Raw genomic sequence first — 23074 nt, forward strand, 5'->3', positions numbered from 1 at the left:
AGGTATGTGATGAAAGTTCTTGTAACGGGTGCCACCGGGAAGGTTGGCAGTCATTTTCTTAAGGCTTTTCTGGCTGATCCGCGGTTTCTCAATGCGCAGATTGTGGCTCTGTGCAATAACAGGACAATTCCCGAAACGGACCGTGTTTCGGTGATACGAGGCTCAATCGCTGATCCCGAAACTGTCGGGACCGCGATGAAAGGCGTCACCCATGTGGTCCACATGGCAGCCGTCAAAGAATCCCCGGATCTGGCCATCGACGTATGCATCAAGGGCATGTTCCTGATGCTTGAAGCGCATCGCACCTCGCCCACAGCCCGGCAATTCATGCTAATCGGTGGTGATTGTTCGGTCGGGCATATGTTTTATAAATACCCCGGCCCCGTGACTGAGACCTCTCCGAAAATGGCTTATCCCGGCTGTTACGCGCTGACCAAAGTGCTCGAAGAGGTGATGCTGGAACAGTACCAGATTCAGTACGATCTGAATGGCTGCATATTGCGTGCACCCTGGATCATGGAAAAGGACGACTTTCGCTATGTGATCAGTTTTGGGCCCGATCAATTTGGTGGTCCGCCCTGGTCGGATATCCTGCCTGACGACAAGGTTGCGGCCTATGCAGCAGGTAAGTTCGCGCCGCGGTTACGTGACAGTACTGGTGCGCCGCTGCGTCGGAACTTTGTTCATGTGGATGATCTGGTTGCGGCGATGTTGGCGGCATTTGACAACCCGTTGGCACGGGGTGAACTGTTCAACGTCGCCATGACCGATGCCCTGAACTATGCCGATGCGGCTGACTATCTTGCGCAAACCCGTGGTTTCCAGATCGCAGAGATCGACACGCCTTATCACAGCAACTTGCTGGACAACGCCAAAGCCCGTCAAACGTTTGGTTGGCGGCCTAGGGTCGATATGAAAACTCTGATTGATCGCGCTTTTGACTACGAACGCGCACCCGATGACCAAAGGAAGGTCTGGTATCCCGGATAGCGGTTCCGGGCTGGGCTTTCGTGGCATCGGGCGCAGGTGCGTAGTGTCCGCGCGTGAAACACCGAGTATCGTTTTCAGTCGGTCGATGCTTGTGACGAATGCACTGAGTGCGAACGTGCATACAGCGCAGGGCGCGTCGTTTCCCAAGGGTTTCACAGTGTCTATTGTGATTTGAAGAATTGAGAAAAGGCTAACGCTTATGACCGTCAAGATCTACAGGAATTTCATAGAAAATAACTGGTGCGATGCCCAATCGCATGAGGAGTTCGAAACATTTAATCCGGCAGATAATGCGCTTGTTGGTCGGGTGTCCAAAAGTGAGCGTGCGGACGCGCAACGGGCGATTAAAGCCGCACGCAAAGGGCATGCCGCACTTGCCCGCATGACGGCTTGGGAACGGTCGGGGCTCTGTGCGGCTGTGGCTGATCAGATGCACAAACGCCGTGACGATCTTGCCGAAATCCTGTCCCGTGAACAGGGCAAGCCGTTGCATACTGAGGCTTATCGCGAAGTCGATACGGCCATCAAAGGGTTTCGCGAAGCGGCTGAGCTGATCAAATGGATGGAAGGCGAATACATCCCGGTCGAGACACCGGGCGTGCGGGCCCTGAGTTTCCGCAAGGCGCGGGGTGTTTATGCGGTTGTGACACCTTGGAACTTTCCCATTAACATCCCGGTCGAATACCTCGCGCCCTGTCTGGCGGCAGGGAACGGTGTGGTCTGGGTTCCCGCCCCGACGACCTCGGCCTGTGCCGCTGTGCTGATGGAGTGTATCGCCGAAGCCGGTTTGCCGGACGGCGCGATCAATCTGGTTCATGGCCCCGGCGATGTCGTGGGGGACGAGATCGTTTCGAACCCCGGTACCGATGGTATCGGCTTTACCGGCAGCCCGCAGACCGGGGGGATTATCGCCACACGAGGCTCCGGTAAACCGATGTTGCTGGAGCTTGGAGGAAACGGCCCGGTGATCGTTCTGGACGATGCCGATCTGGATAAGGCCGCTGATGCTGCGGCCTCGGGCAGCTTTTTCAACGCCGGTCAGGTCTGCGCGGCAACCGGGCGGATTCTGACCACGCGGTCCATGCACCGGGCGCTGGCCGAGAAACTTGCAGAACGGGCCCGCGCAGTGACATTGGGAAATCCGCTGAATGAAGGCGTCACTATGGGGCCGCTCAATAACCCGTCGGTCATGGCAAAAATAGAAGAGCACGTGGCCGAAGGTGTGCGCCTTGGCGGTGAACTTATCGCGGGTGGCAGCAAGGTCGCAGACCTTGGGTCGGACTTGTTTTTCGCCCCGACCGTGATCGACAACGTGCCGGGCGAGGCGCTTTTGAACAACGCTGAAACGTTCGGTCCTGTTGCGCCCATTATCGTATGCGAAGATGACGACGATCTGATCCGGGTTGCCAATGCCGCGGGTCACGGGCTGTCGGCAGGGGTTTTCACCAAAGACCTGTCGCGTGCCTTCAGGTTTGGTGAAGAGATTGAGGCCGGGATCGTCAATATCAACGGTCCCAGCAGCTATTGGGAACTGCATCTGCCGTTTGGGGGTGCACCCGGAAAATCCAGCGGTATGGGACGTTTGGGCGGCAAGCATACACTGCGCGCTGTGACCGAGGCGAAAACCATCACGTTCAACGTACTCTAAAGGCAAGCCCCGGTCAGGACGTTCTGATCCGGGCAGGGTGCCATTCGGCGTCGTCATCCAGCGGAATGCAGGGGCGTGGTAATTCCTGAAAATCAAACCGCGATAGCACCGGAGAACTTAAGCCCGGCGCGTCGACTTCCACGATTTGATCCGGCCTAAAGAACTCGTCAAAGCCTGCACGAAAATGCCCGCGTGATTTGACAGTCAACGACCGAACGGTGCGCAGGTCTATCCCTAGCATCTCAAAGAAAATGGGATCAGCGCATTGCGTTCGCACCGAAATCACCACAACTTTGACGCCTGCTATGTCCAGCAACGCTGTTGGTCCCAGTTGCATATGCCGATCCCGGTAAAACCCGCGCCGCCCGGTGCAATTCCCGTCGCTTAACCTTTCGACCGTCGCTGTATGAAAAAACGGTTTTGAATAGTCGGGAGCGCCGTGATCCACAAAGTTGGCTTGGAAGGAGTGCCCTTCACCGGCATTATGCGCAGCCTTCGCCACGTCGGGCGCATTCAGAGTTCCCAAATATACACCCTTCGCCTGTGCAGCGACAAGTTCAGACAAGATCCAAGTGGTCGCGCCGGTTCCACCGCCGCCCGGGTTGTCGGCGACATCGGCCAGCGCAACTGCGGGCAGGGACGGATCATTGCCTGCGTCCACGGCCTTTTTGATTGCATTTTCCAAACTGCTAAGGGTCGGGCGGTAGCGTTGGCGGGATGCCCAAGCCTTTGCCGCCAGATCATTGGCCAGCCGTTGTGCCTCGGCTTTATCATCATCCGTGGTAACCAGAATGCTCAAGCCGTTTTTGGGAGTGTCGGCATAGGCGAACCCGCCGAACAATGAGACATTCAAAAGGGCCTCGGATTTCGAAGCGGCCGCCGCGCGGGACAAATCGGCGAAAGGCCCGGAATCTGTCAACAGAGTTACCGTTGGTGGCACGATTGGAAGGCGCACCAGCGCCGAGGTGGGGTGGATATCCCTCGAAAGCAGGCGTTTCATCGCCAAAGCGGCCTCGTGTCCGCGCTCTGCCATGTCCACGTGCGGGTTTGTTTGGTAGCCCACAATCAGATCAACCGCTTCGACCATTTGCTCAGAGATATTGGCATGCAAATCCAGAGTGGCCACAATCGGAATATCTGCACCAACCTGCCTGCGGATTGCTGCGAACATCTCACCATCGGGATCCATGTTTTCAGTGCTACGCATTGCGCCGTGGTTGCAAATATAGACTGCATCGGGGGTTGGATCCCCCAACATCGCACACATTCGGTCCAGCGTTTCCTGAAAGAAGCTATGTTGTACGGGCCCGCCTGCCTCGACCAGACCAAAGCCCAAGGGAACGATCGTTGCCTTGTCAAAGTTGGCGCAGAACGCCCGCAGTTCGGCGGGCAAGCGAGACTGGGGCGCGTGCAATTCCTGCTTCATTTCGTCGGCCCAGACCAGCACGCGTTCTTGGAAGTCAGAACGCTGTACAACGGGTGCGAAACGATTGCTTTCAAGCATGAGACCCAGAACGCCGATGCGTGGGCTGGCAGAAGGACCGGTTTGCATGACTACAGGCCTAAGACCCGGTCTGCCTTAATGCCAATTCTGCGCAGGTCTTTGGCGATGCGGATTATGCATCGCGCAGGATTTTCCAAAGCTCTTCTGCAGGGTCGGGCAGGGGTTCAGTGGCCCGATACAAACGAATCTCGGTTGGAATGCGCCACTGATCGTCGCCCGCATAGGCCAACCTTCCCTGCTGGATATCGTCCTGCACCATGCTTTCCGGCACCCAGGCCAGACCGCGCCCTTCACGGGTTAAAGACCGCAGCACCCCGGCCAAATGGGACGAGAATACGCGGTTGACGTAAATCGGCAGGGGCGGCTCAGCCAGCAGCCCGTTGACTGCCTGACCGATTGCAGATTCCTCCGAATAAGCGAGCAACGGGATTGGATCATCCGGCTCTCCGGGCAACCGGTCCACGGGCGTGCCGTTTGCGTCAGCCATCGTCACAGGGATTAGCGCATCGCGCCCGATTACCGCGCTTTCGAACAGTTGGTCAGCCAGTGGGACAGCAATCGTCGGATGGGCATGAGACATGGCGAAGTGGCAGCGGGATTCACGTAGATGCCGCATGCAATCTAGAAAATTCATCGACTCAAGACGTACATCCAGATCGCGGCCACCTTGTATTTCACTGGATAGCCAATGCGGAAAAAAGCCCAGCGACAACCCGTGAGGAATAGCGAAATGAACTTTGGGCCACGCGCTGTCATTTTGCGACGACAGTTGCTCTTGAATGCTTTGCAATTGGCGGCAGACGTCTTCCGCCACCGGCAGAAACTGCTTTCCGGCCTCGGACAGGCTGACGGGTTTGGTATTTCGGTCAAAGAGTTCTGCACCCAGCCATTCTTCCAATGCCTGAATGCGGCGGCTCAAGGCCGATTGGGTTCCGCCCCGGACTTGCGCGGATTGCGTGAAATTGCCAAGGGCGGCCACCGCCAGAAAATCTTCGAGCCAGCGTTTTTCCATTAGGTTCCGTTCCGAAAAGCCTTGTCCCAAGCTTACGCGCACAAACCGTTATGAACAATTGTCATTCTTAAATCCGCAGACCGCATTCGCCACCGGAGAACAGGGCCGGTATCACCGGATCAAGCTCAAGGACGAAAGCAAAGGGGCCTTCATATGTTCGACGCGTTCAAGGGAAAAGCAGTTCTTGTAACCGGTGCCAGTTCGGGCATTGGCGCGGCTGTGGCCCGCAAGTTCGGCGCACTGGGCGCGACTGTCGGCGTGCACTGCAACGCACAGCGCGATCAGGCCGAAGCGGTCGCCGCCGAGGTGCGCGCCGCAGGGGGCTCAGCCCATGTCCTGCAGGCGGATGTGTCGGATTTCGCCGCCTGTTCGCGGTTGATCGATGGTTTTGTTGAAAAGGCGGGTGGTCTGGATGTCCTCATCAACAATGCGGGCTCAATGGTGCAACGCATGCCGGTGACAGAACAGGAACCTGAGCTGTTTCATCAGGTCATGGATGTGAACGCCACATCGGTCTATGCGGTCAGCAAAGCCGCCGTGCCGCATCTGCGCAAAACCAAAGGATCTATCATCAATCTGACCTCGATCGCGGCACGAAACGGGGGGGCGATCGGGTCCGGCGTATATGCGGCGTCAAAGGCGACCGTCAGCAGCCTGACGCGGTCCTTGGCCAAAGAAGAGGCACCCCATGGTGTGCGGGTCAATGCCGTATCGCCCGGGGTCATACAGACGCCGTTTCACGATGCGTTCTCCACTCCCGAAGCGTTGGAGGTTGTCCGTCAGACCATCCCGATGGAGCGGCTTGGCACGCCTGAGGATTGCGTGGGCGCCTTTCTGTTTCTGGCCAGTGATGAATTGGCCGCCTATATCACCGGGCAGATCATCGAGGTGAATGGCGGGCAATTGTCGCCGTAACCGGCCTTAGTCACCCAGTGGCTGCGGGCCGATGCGCCCGTGAAACGCCGTCAGCGAGGCGCGGACACGACGTAGTGCTTCGTTTGTCAAGGCGGGCTGTGCCTGTGCAACGGCCATGGCCAAAGAGTCGATCAGAACCAGATGGGCATACCTGGACGCCGTTGGTTTGTGGATATCCAGATCTTCGGCAAGATCGACTGTGATCGGCAGGGTTGCGATGCGCGCCAGCGTCGAGTCGGGACGGGTAATGCAGATCGTGGACGCCCCATAGCCGTTTGCAATTTCGGCGGCCTTAACTACCTCTTGCGCTTCGCCGCTGGCAGAGATGAGGAACAGCGTGTCGCTGCGTTTCAGTGTCGCCGCCCGCATCTGGGCCAGATAGCTGTCGCTTACGAAAGTTGCAGGTATCCCTAGCCGAAAAAACCGGTTTGCGGCGTCATTGGCAACGATGGATGACCCGCCGCCTATGCCGACGAACAGAATCTGGTTGGAGTCGCACAGGCGCAGGACCGCCGCTTCAAAGATGTCTTGGTCGAGTTGGGCCCGCATAATCTCGAGCGACGAGCTTAGCGCTGCAATCACAAGATCGACCGGAGAGTTGTCTCTCGATGCCGTTGATTCCGGACCGGGTGCCAGATACTGCATGCTGACCGCAACGTTTCGGGCCAGTTTGATTTTGAAGTCGCGATATCCGTCACAGCCCAGTGTGCGACAGAACCGGATGACAGTTGGTGTGCTGACATTACATGCCTCGGCCAGATCGGCGATAACCATTTGACTGACGGTCTCAAGGTTTTCCATGACATAGTCGGCAACACGTTGTTCGCGCGGCGCGAATTCACCACTTGTGCGCCGCAATACCGATATCAGGTCCAGCACGGCAGGGCCCCGATGTTCGGCAGGGCTGCTCAGCTGTTCTTCATCGCTTTTGTCGTCCCCATCCATTCATGCGTCCCTTTATTCTGTCGCGACAGTCCGTCACGCCGTTGTACCAGCATGGGACCAAAGATCATTCCTATTTCACCGCACCTGAGGTCAGGCCTGTAACCAAATAGCGTTGTAGCCACGCGAAGACGATGGCAACGGGCAAAGTCGCCACGAACGTTGCAGCCATGACATAGTGCCATTCGATCGAGTACCGCCCCGAGACCAGCGACAGGATTTGGATCGGCAGCGTATAATTCTCGGCGCTGCGCAGGCTGGTCAGGGCGATGACGAACTCGTTCCATGTGTTCACGAAGGTGAACAACGCTGTCACCACCAGCGCCGGTATAGCCAATGGGAGGAACACGCGCCGCAGCGAAAGCGAGGACGAGGCGCCCTCCATCCACGCTGCTTCCTCAAGATCGCGTGGGATGGTCGAGAAATAGCTCTCCATCATCCAGACAGCGAAGGCCATGTTAAACCCGGTGTTGACCATGGCGACGGCGATCTTGCTGTCCAGTGCACCAACCAAAACCAGCAGTTTGAACAGGCCAAGGATCAGCACGATTGGAGACAGCATCTGCGACACCAGCAGGAACCCGCGAAACGCCTGTTTGCCGTGAAAGCGTAACCTACTGAGCGCATAAGCCGCCGGGATCGCACACAGGATGGTCAGAACGGTGGACACCGTCGAGATGTAAAGCGAGTTGCCCAAGGCGACGCCGAAATTCGTGGCTTGCCACATCTCGATGAAATTGCTCCAGGCGAGGCGACTGGGTATCCATCTTGGATCATATAGTTCTGTCTGCGGTTTCAGTGCGCTCAGGAACATGACGGCGAAAGGAAACAGGCAAAAGGCCAGCAAAGGGGCCAAAACCAGCCACGATACGATCGTTGTGTTTAATTTGGTGCTCATCACTGTGCCGCTCTTTCATTTTTCATTGCCAGACGGACGTAGATCAGGCTGAAGATCAGCAGGATTGCGAACATGATCAGCGACAGCACCGCCGCTTCACCGACCTTGCCGAACCGAAACGCGCTTTTGTAAAGGTAAGTGACCAGAATATCGGTGCTGTTGACGGGTCCGCCCTGTGTCGTGACCCAGATGATCGGGAACGAGTTGAACACGTAGATCGTGTTCAGCACCACCGCGATGTTCACAAAGGGGCGCATCATCGGTAGGGTCACGCGCCGGAACCTTTGCCAGCCATTCGCGCCCTCCATCTTAGCCGCCTCGTACAAATCCTGCGGGATCGAGGACAGGCCGCCCAGAAAAATAGTGGTTGTGAACGGAATCGTGGCCAGAATGCCCACGATGATCTGCATGGGGAAGGCTGTGCGGTATGATGCCAGCCAGGCAACGTTCTCATCTATGATGCCCGCGAAAATCAAAGCCGAGTTCAGCATCCCGCTTTCCCCGTTTAACGCCAGGCGTGCGGTGATTGCAAGCATGGCCAGTGAGATCGCCCAAGGCAGCATGATGATGACGCGGGCGATGTTTCGACCATAAAAGTCACGATGTAGGATAATGGATGTGGGCATCGCGATGACAAAGGTTCCGGCCACAATCGCAACGGTCCAGATAACCGTGCGCCAGAGCGATGCGTAAAGTTCGGGGTCGGCGAAGACGGCGGCGTAATTCTTAAGGCCCCCAAATCCGATCACCTGACCAAAGCGGTTCACGTCGCCAAAGGATAATGACCCAAGTTGGAACAGAGGCCACAGAATGATCGTTGCCGAAAAGAGAAGCCCGGGCAGTACTAGACCATAGGGAATTGCCTTGTTTCTTCGCGTCTGCATCAGCCTTTTCTTCCTTTAGTGTTGCCAAGAATGCTGGCGTCCCTTCGTTAAAATTACAAGGGAAAAGAAACTTTGTTACGAATGAGGGATTTTTGACAGAAAATCTGGCGAAAGATCATGCGAATCTCGAATTGTTTGGTGCGAAAGTCGCATAGTGGGCGCTAGGAATTTGAAAAAAGTACCTTAAAATAATGATATTAAAGGGAAAGTGTCCGAAAATCTCGAGGTGTACTTTAATTATAAAAATTTCGGCATATGGTGTAATTATAGTAGAGAACGCGCCGCCGACACTCATCCACCGGCCTTAGGTCAAAGCGCGTCAGCATGGAGGGAAAAGACATGATTGGAAGAATTGGAAGCGCGGTTGTCTCAGGCCTTGTGGCGTCCACGTTTGCGTTTGCATCGCAGGCGGCAGAAATTCGATTTACCCTGGGGGAGTACTCGGCTGAAACACGCAAGTCGTTCGAACAGGTTGCCGAAGCGTTTGAAGCGGAAAACCCGGATATTGATGTCATCATCGAAGTCATTCCCTGGAGCAACTACCTCCAGACTTTGACGACCGACATTTCGGGCAATAACGCGCCGGATATGTCGGTCCTGGCTTCGATCTGGCTGAAGGAATTCGCCACCCAAGGTTTGATCGAACCGATGAATGATCTGATCACGCCGGAACTGAAAGACAAGTTCATACCGGCGCTGCTTGGTCCGTCCGTCATTGATGGTGAACTGATGGGCTTGCCGATTGCCGCCTCGGCGCGTGCGATGATGGTCAACAATGACCTCTATGAGGCCGCAGGCATGACTGCGCCAACGACATGGGAAGAGCTGCGCGCCACCTCCGCCAAAATCTCGGAACAATCCGACATTTTTGGCTTTGGCCTGCCGGGCAAGGAAGACGAGGTTGACGTCTACTTCTACTATGCCTTGTGGTCCTTCGGCGGCGAGATCTTTGATGAAGAAGGCCGCAGCGCGATTGCATCCCCACAAGGCGTTGCCGCTGCGCAGGTCTATGCGGATCTGGTTGCCGCAGGCCATACGCAGCCCGCACCCACGGCCAACAGCCGTGAAGATGTGTTCAACCTGTTCAAGAACGGTAAGATTGGTACGATCTTCACCTTCCCGATGCTGGTGCCACAGATCAAGGCCGAAGCGCCGGATCTGAACTACTCGGTCCTGCCTTTCCCGGTTGAGGCGCAGAAGGTTACGATGGGGATCACGGACAGTGTTGCGGTGTTCCGGTCGTCAAATGCGAAGCCCGAGATCCAAAAGTTCTTGGATTTCATCTACCAACACGACTTCCGGCTGGCCTTCAACCTGGCCGATGGTCTGTTGCCTGTGATGACCAGTGTCGTGAACGACCCTGTCTATCAGGAAGATCTGGACATCAAAGCGTTTGCCGACGGTCTGGCCTATGCCAAGTTCCAGCCCACGGTTGAACGTTGGGACGAGATCATCGACATCACCCGCAGCGCATTGCAGACGATTTATCTGGGCGACGCCACGCCCGAGGATGCGCTGTCGGACGCGGCTGCGAAAATCGACCAGCTGCGCGGGTTGTAATGACCTTGTGAGGCGCGGGCTGGCCGGACACACGGCCAGTCTGCATATCCTTCAATTCGGATAGAGACGCTTAAATGACCTATATGGAAAAATTCAGGTTGGACGGCAAAACTGCCGTGCTGACCGGCGCCAGCCGGGGGCTTGGCCGCGTCATGGCGATGGCAATGGCCGAGGCCGGGGCGGATGTGATCATTACCGGACGCACCAAAGATTCGCTGGAAAAAACAGCCAGTGATATTCGGGACCACGGCGGGCACAAAGTGGATACGGTGGCGTTGGACATGAGTGAACCCGAGGCTTGTCAAGCCGGGTTTGAGCACATCCGCGACAACTTTGGTCCTATCGACATTCTGGTGAATAATGTCGGCAATCGCCTGAATTCAGCCTCCATCATCGAACAGTCGCTGGAAAGCTGGCAGAAGACGATCGACACCAATCTGACCAGCAGCTTTCTGGGATCGAAAATCCTGGGCGCTGCCATGATCGAGCGCGGTCAGGGGGGTCGGATCATCTCGATTTCTTCAATGAACGCCTTTGTCTCGAACAGGGGTATTGGTGACCGGGCCTATGAGACGTCGAAAGCCGCTGTGTTGCAATTCACCAAAGCCGCCGCCGCTGATTGGGCGCCCCATGGCGTGACCGTCAACGCGATTTGTCCGGGCCTGTTCATGACGGATGCGAACCGTGCTTGGAACGAAACCAAACCCGAAGTGATCGAAAAGCTGGTCAGCGCAATTCCCATGGGACGTGCGGGCGACCCAGATGAGATCGGCGCGCTTGCGGTGTTTCTGGCCAGCGAAGCGTCCAGTTACATGACGGGGGCCGGGATCGTTTTCGACGGCGGATATACGCTTTGGTAAAGAGGTTCTCCCAGGATTTTGTTGGTGCAAAATCTGGTTCCTATGGGGCTGGCTCTGCCAGCCCCTTTTTTAGACGCGATGTCCGGTGTCGTGCCGGAACATGTGGATTTTCCCGGGATCGATGCCAACCTCAAGGGGCTGACCTTCGCCAACGTCTATGCGTTCCCGGAAGGCGCATTTGATATCGGCTTCGGCTAATGAGCCATACACAAGCGTCTCGGACCCGGTCGGTTCGAACTGATCCACCTTCAGTGTCAATTTTGATGGCGCGTGTTGCAGCATCCAGGCGTCGGGTCGGATACCGACAATGATCTTTTCACCTGTACGAAGATCAGCACGTGGAACAGCAATGCTCTGCCCATCTGTTAGCACAGCATTCGCGGTATCTGCATCGGATTCATAACGGGCCTCCATGAAGTTCATCGACGGAGACCCCAGAAACCCGGCTACAAATCTGTTGGCGGGCCGGTCATACAGATCCAGCGGCGCGCCCACCTGTTCGATCTTGCCTTGATTCATGATCACGATGCGGTCGGACATGGTCATAGCCTCAATCTGATCGTGGGTCACATAGAGCGTTGTGGTTTTCAGCTGGCGCTGCAATGCTTTGATTTCCGTGCGCATCTCGACCCGAAGATGGGCGTCGAGATTCGATAACGGCTCATCAAACAAGAACATGTTCGGATCGCGCACAATCGCGCGGCCCATTGCAACACGCTGACGCTGTCCACCGGACAGTTCCGAAGGCATCCGGTCAAGGTAGGGTGTCAGGTTTAGAATATCCGCAGCGCGATGCACTTTCTCTTCAGACATCTCGCGGTTTTCGCCGCGTACCTGCGGGCCGAACCGGATGTTGTCTGCAACGTTGAGATGTGGAAACAGCGCGTAGGATTGAAAGACCAGCGCGATGTTGCGTTTTTGTGCGGGCAGTTCATTTGCCCGTTTGCCGCCGATGCGCAATTCGCCCGAGGTGATGTCTTCCAGCCCCGCCACCATGCGCAACAAGGTGGATTTGCCACAGCCAGAAGGCCCGACGATGACGACGAACTCGCCCTCTTCGATGTCCAGTGACAGGTCGCGCATGACCTCAAAGGACCCGTAGGATTTGGAAATCCCGTCCAGTTCTATTCTGGCCAAATCTTCCCCTCCTGTACTAAAAGTTCAAAATTTCGCCGATATGTACTTTTACAAGATATGGGCACATCTTTCTAGTGAATTAGGCGTTATTCCAGCCAGTTGTGTTCCGGTGAGAACCCAAGAACGCGCTGCGCCTTTTCAATCGACAACAGCGTTTCACGGCCACTGACCGGTTTGCGTTTCTCGATGTTCGGAAACACCTCTGCCATCAGGTCAGCGCTGTCCCGTTTCATGGTCGTGTCGCTATTGGCGATGACGAAACAGTCGGCCCCCACAAGATCGACATGCAGCGCCTTGCGCGTGGCCTGCGCGGCATCGCGGGCGTCGATATAGCCCCACATGTTCCATTGCCGCACTGCCGGATCATCCTGCCAGTCGTCAAATCGCGCATAATCGTCTGGTTCCATCACATTCGAGAGCCGCAAGCCGATCATGGTCAGATCGGGGTTCCATCGGCAGTACTGCCGGGCCATTTCCTCACCCAGATCCTTGGACAGGGAATAGGCGCTTTCCGGGCGCATAGGGTGCTCTTCATCCACTGGCAGATAAGCGGGCGGATTATCGGGTGAAAATGGCAGCCCCAGAGTGGTTTCGCTAGAAGCCCAGACAACGCGGCGCACGCCCATGCGAACGGCGGCCTCAAACACATTGTAGGTGCTTAGAATGTTGGTGTGAAAAATCTTGTCATCTGTTGCTAGTTCCGGGGCTGGAATCGCGGCGAAATGGACAACCGCATCCGGTATGCCAAACGGGCGAAAGGGGGAATCCGCCCCGCCACCGCGCGTCATCATTGCCATAGTTTGACCGAAGTCGCACAGATCGACTTTCAAGTACGGGCATACTGGATCGTTCGAAGGGGTCAAATCGACGTTCAGTGCGTTGTATCCGTGATCTACCAGATCACGGCAGACGGCGCGCCCGGCCTTGCCGCTCCCTCCTGTGACGAGAATGTTTTTCATCAGTCAGCCTTTTTCATTTAGGATTGCGTTCTCTTTCCGCACATTCTGGCGAAGATCGCCGATCATTTCCAATGCGCCATGCGGCAGGTCGATAGGCACATGACCGTGCGGCATTGGTGAGCGGGCACGCGTCACAGTAAACTTGGGTGTGAAATTTTGTGCTGGAAAGACAGGAATTTGACCCAAGAACTGCTGATCCGCGCGTCCCGTGTCATCGACCCCGCCCAGAATTGGGATGGGCCAGCCGAGATTGTTCTGCGCGACGGTCAAGTGGCTGAGTTCGGGCATGGGCTGAGCGTTGGCACTAACGCGACAGTCCTGAATGCCGATGGCAAGATCGTCGTCCCTGGTTTGATCGATTTCCACAGTCACGTCTGGTGGGGCGGCACGTCGTTAAGCGTTCGGCCCGAACCCATAGCGCGCAGAAGTGGCGCGACCACGTTTCTGGACACCGGCAGCGCTGGTGCTGGTACGATGGGAGGGTTCAAAACCCATGTCGCCGATCGCAGCGACCTGACCATTCTGGCTTATATCAATGTTTCATTTGCCGGAATTTTCGGGTTTTCCGAAAGCGTTATGATCGGAGAATGTAGCGATGTCAGGCTATTGGACGCGCGCGAATGCGTTCGCGTCGCCAAACAGTTCCCCGAGTTTGTGCGCGGTGTTAAAGTTCGGATTGGCCAGAAGGCGGGCGGAGATCAGGGGATCGCGCCTTTGGAAGTCGCTGTGGACATCGCCGACCAGCTTGGCCTGCCTCTGATGTCGCATATTGACTTTCCTCCGCCGGGCGGCAAACAGATCCTCGATCTGCTGCGTCCTGGGGATATCCTAACACATTTCCTGCGGCCATTTCCAAACTCGGCTGTTGATGGGCAAGGTTTCGTTAAAGCCGAATATTGGGAGGCTCGGGAACGCGGAGTGCTCTTTGACGTGGGCCACGGCTATGGCGGGTTCGGATTCGAGCCGGGCGAAGCCGCATTGAGCCACGGATTCGCGCCGGACATAATAAGCAGCGATGTCCATGTGTTATGCGAAAACGGCCCGGCCTATGACGTGTTGTCGGTGATGAACAAGTTCTGGTCTATGGGCATGGATCTGAACGACGTTGTGCGCGCCGCGACATCCAATCCTGCGAGTGTTCTGAACCGCCCGGATCTGGGCACTTTGGCCCCGGGCTCGCGCGCGGATGTCGCTATCCTGGACCTTCACGAAGAGGCCGCCGAGTTTTTGGATGCGGTCGGTGTGCGGCGTACTGCTGACCGATACTTGTCCTGTTCGGACATGATAGTACGTGGCCGAGCTTGGCCACAAGGAGAGTAACCATGCGCACCGGGATGTATGTCTATCCTTGGGACCTGAAGGACGAGGGTGTTGGAATGATTGCCGCTCGTCTGCGGGACGCAGGTATTACGGCGGTTCATTTGGCAACGTCATATCATGCGGGCAAGTTTTTGCGACCGCACGGACCCAGGGGTAAAGTCTATTTCCCGCAAGACGGGACCGTATATTTTCATCCTGACCTCAGCCTGTATGGCCGTATCAAGCCGCGCGTTGCGGACATGATCCGGGATTTTGACCCGTTGTCAGAACTTGCGCGATCAGCCCCCGATCTTGAACGTATCGCTTGGACTGTCGGGCTTCACAACACGCCGCTTGGACAACAGCACCCGGATCTGACGGCGCGGACCGCGTTTGGCGATCGGATTTTTAACTCGCTTTGCCCGTCGCAACCGGATGTTCGAAACTATCTGACGGCGCTGTGCTGCGATATCGCCCGCAATCAACCAGTGGCAGAGGTTTCGGTCGAAACACCGGGCTGGCAGGCGTTCCGTCACGGCCATCACCACGAATTTGAACTGATCGAACTGACGGGGGCAACAGAAACGCTGCTGGGTCTGTGCTTTTGCGATGCCTGCAGATCGGGAGCAATGGCAGACGGGGTTGCGTTCGACGACTTGAAAGCCGCGACCGTTACGGCTCTGGAACGGTTCTTTGCAGATGTTACCAAACCGTCATTCGAGCCTTTGCACGACCCGGATTGGCTTGCTTTCCACGAATGGCGGGCTGGGCAGGTAACCTCTCTCGTTCGGCGCATCCGATCCGAGATGCCACGCGGTGTGCGGCTGTCCATCATCCCGACCACACAATCACCGAATGAGCTATGCGTGACCGAAGGGTCCGATCTGGCTGGTTTATCGCAAGCGGCTGACGCGCTGGAAATCCCAAGCTACCAGAACGGTGTCTCTGCGATGCAAGAGGATATCGTCGATGTCCAAGAGCGCTCCTGCGGGGCCAAAAACGTCGGATACATCCTGCGTCCGTCCTATCCGAACCTGACAAATGCGTCGCAGGTTAAGGATGCCGTTCAAATGCTTAAAGGGCAGGGCGCCCAATCCATTTCATTCTACAACTTTGGTCACATCAGGCTGCAATCTCTCGACTGGATTCAAGCCGCGTTGACCTGATCAGCGAGGGTTACATGAGATATTCAAACAAGATCGCTTTGGTTACGGGTGCCGGGCACGGGATCGGGTCGGCCATCGCTGACAAGCTTGCCTCGGAAGGGGCAGCGATTGCTGTTCTTGAAATCAACGCGGAAACCGGCGCGGCAAAAGCAAAAGACATCCAGTCTGCGGGTGGGCGGGCCTGTTTCGTCGAAGCCGACATCACGGATTTATCGCAGGTGGAGGCTGCAATTGCCGAGACTGAAAAGTCGCTTGGACAAGTCGATGTATTGGTAAACAACGCCGCCTACAGTTTCGCTGGCAGCCTTGATGAGATCGCCGTCGAGATTTGGAAACGCGAGATCGATGTGAATCTGAATGGCCCATACAATTGCATCCGGGCTGTCACGCCTGCAATGAAGGCGCGTAAAGATGGTGCCATCATCAATATCGCATCGGTCAACGGCATTCGCTATTTCGGCAGCCCGGCCTACAGCGCGGCCAAGGCGGCGGTCCTCAACTTGACACAGTCCGTTGCAAGTGAATACGGCGTGTTTGGCATTCGTTGTAACGCGGTTCTTCCTGGTTCGGTACGCACCGATGCTGTAAGCTGGCGCATGCGTCTTGAAAAAGACCCCGAGGTTTTTGAGAAGCTATCGAAATGGTATCCTCTGGGCCGCGTCGCTGTCCCTGAGGACGTGGCTAAAGCCGTGGCCTATCTGGGCTCAGACGATGCCGATTATGTGACCGGCATTGGGCTGACGGTCGACGGCGGTCTGACGGCGGGCATGAACGTAATGGTTCAGGAATTTGTGCTGGAAGAATGACAGTATTCGGGTCTGCAGGTGTTGTCGCAGGCAGGGCGGAAGGATTTGCCTGTCAACTGTGAAACTGCCACACTGTGTTTGTAGCAACTATATTTCTCAGGCTGTCTGAGAACGCCAGTAGCTAAGACTTAAACGAAATTGTCTTTCCCTTTTGCGTTTCAATTCGGTTGTCGGCTTATGGCCGGGCTCCAGCCATTGCCAATATCGTAGCTTGTAATACCTACCGCCGTCTCCACAGTCTTTGAACCCAGGTCTTTCTCCATTACGATACCGGTTTCGGACACAAGAAAAGTTGTTACGCCGGTAACGCCGTATTCCGCGGGAACTGCAAGCATGGCGTGGCCAGCCAACATCTTGCCATCAACCAAATAAGAATACGCACCACCCGGTGCGTTCGGACCCTGTTCCTGCAATACGCGGAAGTAATATCCCCGGAAGGGCTCTGGGGCTTCGGGTCCCTGACCCTCGTCAAAACCGTCCAGACTAGCGCGGGCCACCATATCACCTACCGGGCTGTCATCACCCGGCCAATAAAGGCCGTCGCGCGTCCCGGGCGTTGAAATCAATTGGGACGCAAACTCCAGAACACCATCGCCATCGTGATCAAACTCGCGGAACGCGCGCTGGATTGCGACATAACCCTCAAGTGCTTCAATCACTGCAAGTTCGTTGCGTCCAATCTGGCGCAACAGCAACTCTTCTCGTCCCGCATCTACGTCAAAAACCCAGCCTTCATCCCTGCGGGTAAGAGGAATACCAAGCGGCCAGCCTTCTTTCCCCAGCTCGATGATGACACCGTTCTCCTGCGGGACAAAGCGATAGCCTTCGGTATGCAGACCTGCAAGCTCCTCAAGATGTGCGATGTTGGCCGGATTGTCAGGGTCCAGAAACAGGTCCAGTGCGCTGGAATCAACTGCTGCAACCGTGTCTTCGACCGACCCTCGGGCAAACGCCTCGGCCAACCGATCCAGGGCATCCTGGGGTGTCTGGTAAACCGGAGTCTCGGCCAAAGCGGATTGGACGAATGCTGCCAAAAGGCCGGTCAGAAACAGATATCTCATATTCCTTACCTCCGGTTTGGCCGCGCGCTGCCGCGGGATGCCTTGCCACGCGTCGAATGGGTCCTTGCGCCTCCGCCAATTGATTTCTTCGCGGCAGGGGCCCGCGAAGCAGGCGGGCGAGATTGTGCGGGGCGTCTAGCTGGCTGAGTTACAGTGGGGCGCTGGGTCGGTCGATTGACCGAGGGGCGCGTGTTGTTCACTGGTCTGGTATTTGGACGCGGGGTCGGCAGCGAAGGTTTGGTGGCAGGACGCGCACCAGGCTTCACCGCTCGGTTCGGCCTGGTCAACGCTTGCCCTTCGCGGCTGCGTTCACGCAGCGTTTCCGCTCCAGTACCGTTAATGCCACGGTTTACGGTCGGCAAATTGTCGCGATTAACGCGATCTGCAATATCTGGGGCACCCGTCCGGTTCGACAATTTGCGGCGAAGATCATCATTCCGGTTCGGGCGGTTAACGGGGAGCGTCGTGGCACCATTAGGGCTCCTGCGGTCGGTGATGCGGTCGCGGGCTTCAACCCGTTTCTGCGGGCCAGGCCGCCAGCTTTCACCCGGGCGATTGCCAATGATGTTATTATTCCCGTCAATGTTGATATTGATGTTGTTGTAAACCCGGCCGCTGCTCCATCCACAGCAATTTCGGCATCCCCAATATCGGTAAGAGGGGCCAAAGATCGCGTCGACCACAACGAAGGTGCCCCAAATGATCAAACTGGTTGCAACCACATCACCCGCAGTCGGCCTTGGTTGCGAAACATAGACAACCTCAGACTTATATTGCGGAACGTAGACCACCTCGGGAGTGGCGGGCACGATGATGATATTGTCATTCTCGTCTTCTGTCACTTCGACCGCCTCATTACTTTCAAGGGCCCCATTGGCCAATGCGATGTCGCGGAGATCCTGCACGGCTTGCAACACTTCATCCTGCTGGGCCAGCATTGCGGTTCCAAGGGCTTCGGTCCATTCTATATGGTTCGCCATCTGACCGATGAGGTCCGGAAACCCCAGTGCCAGAACTTCCACGCTTTCGTCCCAATTCTGGGCAGCGATTTCATCACTAAGTTCCTGAGGTTCCGCATCCGGGTTTTCAAGCAGAAAACGGTCAGCTTTCAGTACGTCGAACGGGACTGTAGCGCTGACCAGAACCTGAATTAGCAACGTGTCTGGATAAAGCGCAATTGGACCAACAAGAGTCCTCAACTCTCCATTTGTCAAACCTGTTGCAAACTCAGGAAGCGGTTCGTCTTCTCCGACGTCCACAGCAGAGGCGGTTGGTTGTGTGTCCTGCGCCAAGGTTCCGTGCGGGAGAGCGTGCACAAGAACCAGACAGAGGGCAAAAGGCACAACCATTTTCATTCTGGGCATTCTGATTTCCCCTGCGCGCAGAAGATAAAAAACCGCCATTCGCTTAGTCTTTGAAGACTATGAGACTAGACTGAACCACGCAAGAAACCTGTATTTACTGCGGATGATGTATCTGTGACCGTCAAAATCGTCGCTGGTGGCCAGAATTAATTGAACTATGCCTGTAGTTGAGAGGCTCGCGCGACTGAATTCTGAATACTTGTTGAAGCAAGTTTTTGGGACATCATGCACCGTCGATCCATGGCTATGTGAAACATGCACCTGTCCAAAATTCACAAATTCTGTAGTGCATGTACACCGTGCGACACACGAACAACATTCAGAAGAGAAGATCAGAACTGTCCCGGACAGCCTGAGAAATACAGTTGCTAGGGCCTGCAACTGTTACGCGGGCTCTACTGGCCAATCTAAAATCCTCGCAAAACCCGGTTGGGGTAACTCTTGGAAGTTATGTCGGCATCTTTCCAATGATGGACGCACCCGGAAATGTCATTTATCAGTCGACGAAAGCTGCCGCACATGCCGTCACCAAGTCATTGGTTGCAGAATTAGCTGAAATGGGCATCACATATTTTTCTCTAAGACCCGGGCCAACTAGGACCAGACTGCTGCCCGATGGAAAATTCGAAACTGAAGACTCTGCTCGTCTGATGCGCGAAGTCATAGCACAGAGCCACATCAGCTGGGCTGGACAGTTTGTTGATCGTTCAGGCAAGCTAATTTCGTATCAAGATGGATCGATTGGTGCCATCGACGCCGCTCCCTGACATTACTCAATTCCTGACTATGATGATAATGACCATCCATAAGTGGCGCGCCGATCACACATTTGGTGTATAATTCCAGGGCACCAGATTGCTGAAGTCGGATTGCTTATGTGCATGGGCAAGTGGTTCAGTCGCAAGTTTTAGGTCAGACAAATAGACCTGAGATCGCTTCAGGTTCAGATTGCCATCTCGGAGAATTGACGAAACGGGCAGATTCCAGGCGACAACTGATCCTTGCGGATCATGTGCGCAACTTCGATGCCGTCGAGCGTTGCCGCCGCTGAAACAAAGGCTTTGAAGTCCAGCATTGGCCGTGTGCGCCTCTTGATGAAACGGTGATCTTGTGCCACGATGTTATTGAGATACTTGCGCCTCACCATCTCGATCAGGATCGGGCAGCCAAAGCCTTTGAGCATTTTGTTGACGGCCTTGATGCCAGCCGTGTTAGCTCCGCTTTTGTCGATGACAATCTTTCTGGGCAATCCATTGACCTCCAACATCCTAGCGAAGACCTTTTTGGAGGCAGGCTTGTTTCGTCGCGGGAAAAGCATGAAATCAAGCGTCTTGCCGTGCTTGTCGACGGCTCTATCGAGATAGACCCAGTTGCCTTTCACCCTGATGTAAGTCTCGTCCATTCTCCAGGAGCGATCGCACGGTCCCTTTCGACGACGCGCCGCTTCAGCGATTGCGCCTGCATACCGCGTCACCCAGCGGTTCAGCGTCGTGTGATCCACTGCAACGCCTCGCTCGCGCATGATCTCTTCTAGATCGCGATATGACACACTGTATCGGACATAGAAGAACACTGCGAAGAGGATCATGTTTTTCGGATACTACGCGCCTTTGAAAGAGATCCTAAAACAGACTTTCGGCTTCAATATTTCGATATCCAATCACTCGAAACATTTATGAGCGTCAACAGTCAAAAATTTGCAACAGATCCTTCTCATACATACTGCCCTAAACGCAGCCGATCAGGCTTCTACGCGCCGCTTTTGCAGCCGCAGATTTGAGGCCGTGTGATGCGCTGAGATATTGGTCGCTCCCATCATAAGCGACCTGCAGAAGGGGTTCTCTGCGACCACCCTTAGATTACTAGGGCGAAAACGCGTTTGTTGCTTCACTGCATGATGCGTTAAATCAGCAGATCGCGTGAGATGCAAAAATTTGGTGGCGTCCGATTATCTGTGTCTAAAGCGATCTACAATCGTCTGACATAGCCTATATGGACTTCGCTATTATCAGCCGAAAATCGGCTCAGACGATCCATCGTGGTCTTACGCGACAATTCAAGGTGGTCGATCAATTTTGTTTGTGCTCCTTCCCGATCACCTGACAGTATGGCCCGATAAACGGCTTCATGCTCTTTCGCGAAGAAGATCTCGGAATGGTATCGAGGATAATAGTAGCTATTGAAAACGTGAACCAACCTGCAATTGCGCAGAGTATGCATCAGAAAATCGTTGCCACAGAACGCAAGAACGCGATCATGAAGGTCTGCTTCCAGCTCTTCCAACTGCTCCGAGGAATAAGCGGTGGTTTGAGCGTTTGCGTTCAGTGTTCGATCCAGGCAGGCGTTGACAAAGGTGGTGTCGATCCGATCAAACGCTTTGGACAAGGCATATGGTTCAAGCAGCTTCCGAACCGCAAATTGTTCGGCAATGGTTTCTTTATCAAAACGGTTCAGTATCCATTTTTGCCCCTCTAGGCGTACTATGTTGTCCGCAATCAACCTGAACTGAATATCGTTTAAAACGGTTCTGCTGATGTTGTGCTGTTCAGCCAGATTCGAGGGGACAATTCTGAATTCTCCGGTACTCGCCACGGCCATGAGTTCAGACTTGATGTCGTCATAGCGCTCCATCCACTTTTGCTCGCGCTTGAGTTTTCTGATATTCGCAAGCGGTTGTTTGCGGTCCACTACCGGATCTTGCTTGGAATCTGCAGATCCAGGACTCGTAACAAAAAAACCACGTTTTCCGGGCCGCAACTGAACATATCCATGGGTCCGCAATTCATGGAGCGCGTTTCGCGCAGTTTGTCGACTGACTTCAAAATGATCAGCGACTGTCGACTCGGTCAGGCGCATTCCATCTGGAATCTCTCCAGATGCAATTGCCTCGTCAAGCCGATCCCTAATCTGGGCGTACATTGGGCCAGGGTTAAACTCTGCCAAATCGGTCTCCCACGTTTCTACCCTGGATTGGCGTGTCTTCATACGCCGGTTTAGTCAAGAAAAACCCAAGGCTTCATGTAGCTTGAAATTACAACTTTTGTATGCAAAAGTCAAAAATGAGACCAGCGTCCGATTCAAACGTCGCGGTACTCGGAGGAGGAAACAGATGAAATATTCCAACGTTAAAAGTTTGATTTTGGCGACAGCGCTTGCCGTGGGCGGTGTCGCGCCCGCAGTTGCCGAAGACATGACGATCATGTCGTCCATGCCCTCGCTTCAATTTCCGTTTTTTGTGCACATGCAAAACAGCATCAATGATGAAGCCCAGAACATCGGAAACATCTCTATTATTGAGGCGGACGGACGTAATGAATCACCCAAACAGGTAGCGGATGTCGAGAACGCGATTGTGCAGGGTGTTGATGGGATCATCATCAGCCCCAATGATGTAAACGCGTTGGCGACAGTTATTGAAGATGCGGTGAACGAAGGTATCCCGGTCGTAACAATCGACCGTCGTGTCGACAATGTCGATGGTTTGCTCGCTCATGTGGGTGCCGACAATGTGGCTGGTGGCGAGGCGCAGGGGCAATGGGTCGTGGAACAATTCCCCGATGGTGCGCAAGTCGTAAACCTTCAGGGCCAACCGGGTGCCAGCCCAGCCATTGACCGAAATCAGGGATTGCACAATGTTCTGGATCCGCTGAGCGATAAGTATCAAATCGTTGCTGAACAAACCGCCAACTGGAGCCGGGATCAGGGCCTGAGTGTCACAAACGCAATCCTGACCGGTCTGCCTGAGTTGCCTGATGTCATCGTCGCAGCCAATGACGAAATGGGCCTGGGCGCGCTGGAAGCGCTGCGGTCGATTGGAGCAGAAGATAAGGTCAAGATCATCGCCTTTGATGCGGGCCCCGAGGCGCTTTTGGCGGTGCGCGAAGGTGGGCTGGCCGGTGCGGTCGACCAATTCCCGGGCCTGCAATCACGCACTGCCGTGCAGATTGTCAATGCCTTTGTGACCGACGGCACACGCCCGAAAGAGCAGGTGAACCTTATCATCCCCCGCATGATCAGTGCCGACAACCTGGAAGAAGCCGAACGTTACGGTGAAATCAAGTAATGCACA

21 protein-coding genes are annotated in these 23074 nt (G+C 55.3%); 10 read left to right on the top strand and 11 right to left on the bottom strand.

The window, feature by feature from the left end; translation table 11 throughout:
- Positions 1-9: 9 nt before the first annotated feature.
- Positions 10-990 (top strand): NAD-dependent epimerase/dehydratase family protein, encoded by a 981-nt coding sequence (locus ACRZ9X_RS21255; RefSeq protein ID WP_480522103.1) that lies wholly within the window; start codon positions 10-12, stop codon positions 988-990.
- Between the two features lie 199 nt (positions 991-1189).
- Positions 1190-2638 (top strand): aldehyde dehydrogenase family protein, encoded by a 1449-nt coding sequence (locus ACRZ9X_RS21260; protein ID WP_480522104.1) that lies wholly within the window; start codon positions 1190-1192, stop codon positions 2636-2638.
- Between the two features lie 13 nt (positions 2639-2651).
- Here ACRZ9X_RS21260 and ACRZ9X_RS21265 read toward each other — a convergent pair whose 3' ends face one another.
- Together ACRZ9X_RS21265 and ACRZ9X_RS21270 are read right to left on the bottom strand one after the other, a co-directional pair.
- On the bottom strand, positions 2652-4190 hold the full coding sequence (locus ACRZ9X_RS21265) for a M81 family metallopeptidase (protein ID WP_480522105.1): 1539 nt from the start codon (positions 4188-4190) through the stop codon (positions 2652-2654).
- A 64-nt stretch (positions 4191-4254) separates the two neighbouring features.
- Positions 4255-5154 (bottom strand): LysR family transcriptional regulator, encoded by a 900-nt coding sequence (locus ACRZ9X_RS21270; protein ID WP_480522106.1) that lies wholly within the window; start codon positions 5152-5154, stop codon positions 4255-4257.
- A gap of 153 nt (positions 5155-5307) precedes the next feature.
- On the opposite strand from ACRZ9X_RS21270, the gene ACRZ9X_RS21275 reads away from it, so the two are divergent.
- A complete protein-coding gene (locus ACRZ9X_RS21275; protein WP_480522107.1) occupies positions 5308-6069 on the top strand; it encodes an SDR family NAD(P)-dependent oxidoreductase in 762 nt (253 codons plus the stop codon).
- Positions 6070-6075: 6 nt separating this feature from the next.
- Here ACRZ9X_RS21275 and ACRZ9X_RS21280 read toward each other — a convergent pair whose 3' ends face one another.
- The 3 genes from ACRZ9X_RS21280 to ACRZ9X_RS21290 form a co-directional block, all read right to left on the bottom strand.
- Entirely contained in the window at positions 6076-7014 is a 939-nt protein-coding gene (locus ACRZ9X_RS21280) for a MurR/RpiR family transcriptional regulator (protein WP_480522108.1), read from the bottom strand.
- Between the two features lie 70 nt (positions 7015-7084).
- A complete protein-coding gene (locus ACRZ9X_RS21285) occupies positions 7085-7909 on the bottom strand; it encodes a carbohydrate ABC transporter permease (protein ID WP_480522109.1) in 825 nt (274 codons plus the stop codon).
- Positions 7909-8793 carry a carbohydrate ABC transporter permease gene (locus tag ACRZ9X_RS21290; RefSeq protein WP_480522110.1) on the bottom strand — a complete coding sequence of 295 codons (885 nt, stop codon included), beginning with the start codon at positions 8791-8793 and terminating at the stop codon, positions 7909-7911. The genes ACRZ9X_RS21285 and ACRZ9X_RS21290 overlap by 1 nt, the downstream gene beginning before the upstream one ends.
- Positions 8794-9132: 339 nt before the next feature.
- Between ACRZ9X_RS21290 and ACRZ9X_RS21295 the strand changes: the two genes are divergently transcribed.
- On the top strand, positions 9133-10353 hold the full coding sequence (locus tag ACRZ9X_RS21295; RefSeq protein ID WP_480522111.1) for an ABC transporter substrate-binding protein: 1221 nt from the start codon (positions 9133-9135) through the stop codon (positions 10351-10353).
- 74 nt (positions 10354-10427) lie between these two features.
- Positions 10428-11213 (top strand): SDR family NAD(P)-dependent oxidoreductase, encoded by a 786-nt coding sequence (locus tag ACRZ9X_RS21300; protein WP_480522112.1) that lies wholly within the window; start codon positions 10428-10430, stop codon positions 11211-11213.
- Between the two features lie 69 nt (positions 11214-11282).
- Here ACRZ9X_RS21300 and ACRZ9X_RS21305 read toward each other — a convergent pair whose 3' ends face one another.
- Both ACRZ9X_RS21305 and ACRZ9X_RS21310 read right to left on the bottom strand, forming a co-directional pair.
- Positions 11283-12350 (bottom strand): ABC transporter ATP-binding protein, encoded by a 1068-nt coding sequence (locus ACRZ9X_RS21305; RefSeq protein ID WP_480522113.1) that lies wholly within the window; start codon positions 12348-12350, stop codon positions 11283-11285.
- Between the two features lie 86 nt (positions 12351-12436).
- A complete protein-coding gene (locus tag ACRZ9X_RS21310) occupies positions 12437-13309 on the bottom strand; it encodes an NAD-dependent epimerase/dehydratase family protein (protein WP_480522114.1) in 873 nt (290 codons plus the stop codon).
- Positions 13310-13486: 177 nt separating this feature from the next.
- On the opposite strand from ACRZ9X_RS21310, the gene ACRZ9X_RS21315 reads away from it, so the two are divergent.
- Genes ACRZ9X_RS21315 through ACRZ9X_RS21325 form a run of 3 tightly spaced genes read left to right on the top strand, consistent with a single transcriptional unit; the run spans position 13487 to position 16580 of the window.
- On the top strand, positions 13487-14629 hold the full coding sequence (locus ACRZ9X_RS21315; protein WP_480522115.1) for an amidohydrolase/deacetylase family metallohydrolase: 1143 nt from the start codon (positions 13487-13489) through the stop codon (positions 14627-14629).
- 2 nt (positions 14630-14631) lie between these two features.
- Complete coding sequence (locus ACRZ9X_RS21320) at positions 14632-15774, top strand: hypothetical protein (RefSeq protein ID WP_480522116.1); 1143 nt, start codon at positions 14632-14634, stop codon at positions 15772-15774.
- 14 nt (positions 15775-15788) lie between these two features.
- On the top strand, positions 15789-16580 hold the full coding sequence (locus ACRZ9X_RS21325; protein WP_480522117.1) for an SDR family NAD(P)-dependent oxidoreductase: 792 nt from the start codon (positions 15789-15791) through the stop codon (positions 16578-16580).
- Positions 16581-16738: 158 nt separating this feature from the next.
- Here ACRZ9X_RS21325 and ACRZ9X_RS21330 read toward each other — a convergent pair whose 3' ends face one another.
- Complete coding sequence (locus ACRZ9X_RS21330) at positions 16739-17641, bottom strand: DUF2950 family protein (protein ID WP_480522118.1); 903 nt, start codon at positions 17639-17641, stop codon at positions 16739-16741.
- 5 nt (positions 17642-17646) lie between these two features.
- Positions 17647-19005, bottom strand: coding sequence for a DUF3300 domain-containing protein (locus ACRZ9X_RS21335; RefSeq protein WP_480522119.1), 1359 nt, complete (start codon positions 19003-19005; stop codon positions 17647-17649).
- Positions 19006-19370: 365 nt separating this feature from the next.
- Here ACRZ9X_RS21335 and ACRZ9X_RS21340 point away from each other — a divergent pair, with 365 nt between their 5' ends.
- Positions 19371-19772 carry an SDR family NAD(P)-dependent oxidoreductase gene (locus ACRZ9X_RS21340; protein WP_480522120.1) on the top strand — a complete coding sequence of 134 codons (402 nt, stop codon included), beginning with the start codon at positions 19371-19373 and terminating at the stop codon, positions 19770-19772.
- A 176-nt stretch (positions 19773-19948) separates the two neighbouring features.
- On the opposite strand, the gene ACRZ9X_RS21345 is transcribed toward ACRZ9X_RS21340, so the two are convergent.
- Complete coding sequence (locus ACRZ9X_RS21345; protein WP_480522121.1) at positions 19949-20593, bottom strand: IS6 family transposase; 645 nt, start codon at positions 20591-20593, stop codon at positions 19949-19951.
- A gap of 380 nt (positions 20594-20973) precedes the next feature.
- Entirely contained in the window at positions 20974-21948 is a 975-nt protein-coding gene (locus ACRZ9X_RS21350) for a GntR family transcriptional regulator (RefSeq protein ID WP_480522122.1), read from the bottom strand.
- A gap of 166 nt (positions 21949-22114) precedes the next feature.
- On the opposite strand from ACRZ9X_RS21350, the gene ACRZ9X_RS21355 reads away from it, so the two are divergent.
- The gene (locus ACRZ9X_RS21355) at positions 22115-23068 is read left to right on the top strand and encodes a substrate-binding domain-containing protein (RefSeq protein WP_480522123.1); all 954 of its coding nucleotides are present in this window, start codon (positions 22115-22117) and stop codon (positions 23066-23068) included.
- Positions 23069-23074 lie beyond the last annotated feature (6 nt).

It is taken from the genome of Ruegeria sp. AL1 (assembly GCF_056540905.1).

Coding starts and splice junctions, on each gene's coding strand:
- ACRZ9X_RS21260 (WP_480522104.1), top strand. CDS start 1,190: ATGACCGTCAAGATCTACAGGAATTTCATAGAAAATAACTGGTGCGAT.
- ACRZ9X_RS21335 (WP_480522119.1), bottom strand. CDS start 19,005: ATGCCCAGAATGAAAATGGTTGTGCCTTTTGCCCTCTGTCTGGTTCTT.
- ACRZ9X_RS21300 (WP_480522112.1), top strand. CDS start 10,428: ATGACCTATATGGAAAAATTCAGGTTGGACGGCAAAACTGCCGTGCTG.
- ACRZ9X_RS21270 (WP_480522106.1), bottom strand. CDS start 5,154: ATGGAAAAACGCTGGCTCGAAGATTTTCTGGCGGTGGCCGCCCTTGGC.
- ACRZ9X_RS21330 (WP_480522118.1), bottom strand. CDS start 17,641: ATGAGATATCTGTTTCTGACCGGCCTTTTGGCAGCATTCGTCCAATCC.
- ACRZ9X_RS21275 (WP_480522107.1), top strand. CDS start 5,308: ATGTTCGACGCGTTCAAGGGAAAAGCAGTTCTTGTAACCGGTGCCAGT.
- ACRZ9X_RS21265 (WP_480522105.1), bottom strand. CDS start 4,190: ATGCAAACCGGTCCTTCTGCCAGCCCACGCATCGGCGTTCTGGGTCTC.
- ACRZ9X_RS21255 (WP_480522103.1), top strand. CDS start 10: ATGAAAGTTCTTGTAACGGGTGCCACCGGGAAGGTTGGCAGTCATTTT.
- ACRZ9X_RS21295 (WP_480522111.1), top strand. CDS start 9,133: ATGATTGGAAGAATTGGAAGCGCGGTTGTCTCAGGCCTTGTGGCGTCC.
- ACRZ9X_RS21325 (WP_480522117.1), top strand. CDS start 15,789: ATGAGATATTCAAACAAGATCGCTTTGGTTACGGGTGCCGGGCACGGG.
- ACRZ9X_RS21355 (WP_480522123.1), top strand. CDS start 22,115: ATGAAATATTCCAACGTTAAAAGTTTGATTTTGGCGACAGCGCTTGCC.
- ACRZ9X_RS21280 (WP_480522108.1), bottom strand. CDS start 7,014: ATGGATGGGGACGACAAAAGCGATGAAGAACAGCTGAGCAGCCCTGCC.
- ACRZ9X_RS21345 (WP_480522121.1), bottom strand. CDS start 20,593: ATGATCCTCTTCGCAGTGTTCTTCTATGTCCGATACAGTGTGTCATAT.
- ACRZ9X_RS21290 (WP_480522110.1), bottom strand. CDS start 8,793: ATGCAGACGCGAAGAAACAAGGCAATTCCCTATGGTCTAGTACTGCCC.
- ACRZ9X_RS21310 (WP_480522114.1), bottom strand. CDS start 13,309: ATGAAAAACATTCTCGTCACAGGAGGGAGCGGCAAGGCCGGGCGCGCC.
- ACRZ9X_RS21320 (WP_480522116.1), top strand. CDS start 14,632: ATGCGCACCGGGATGTATGTCTATCCTTGGGACCTGAAGGACGAGGGT.
- ACRZ9X_RS21285 (WP_480522109.1), bottom strand. CDS start 7,909: ATGAGCACCAAATTAAACACAACGATCGTATCGTGGCTGGTTTTGGCC.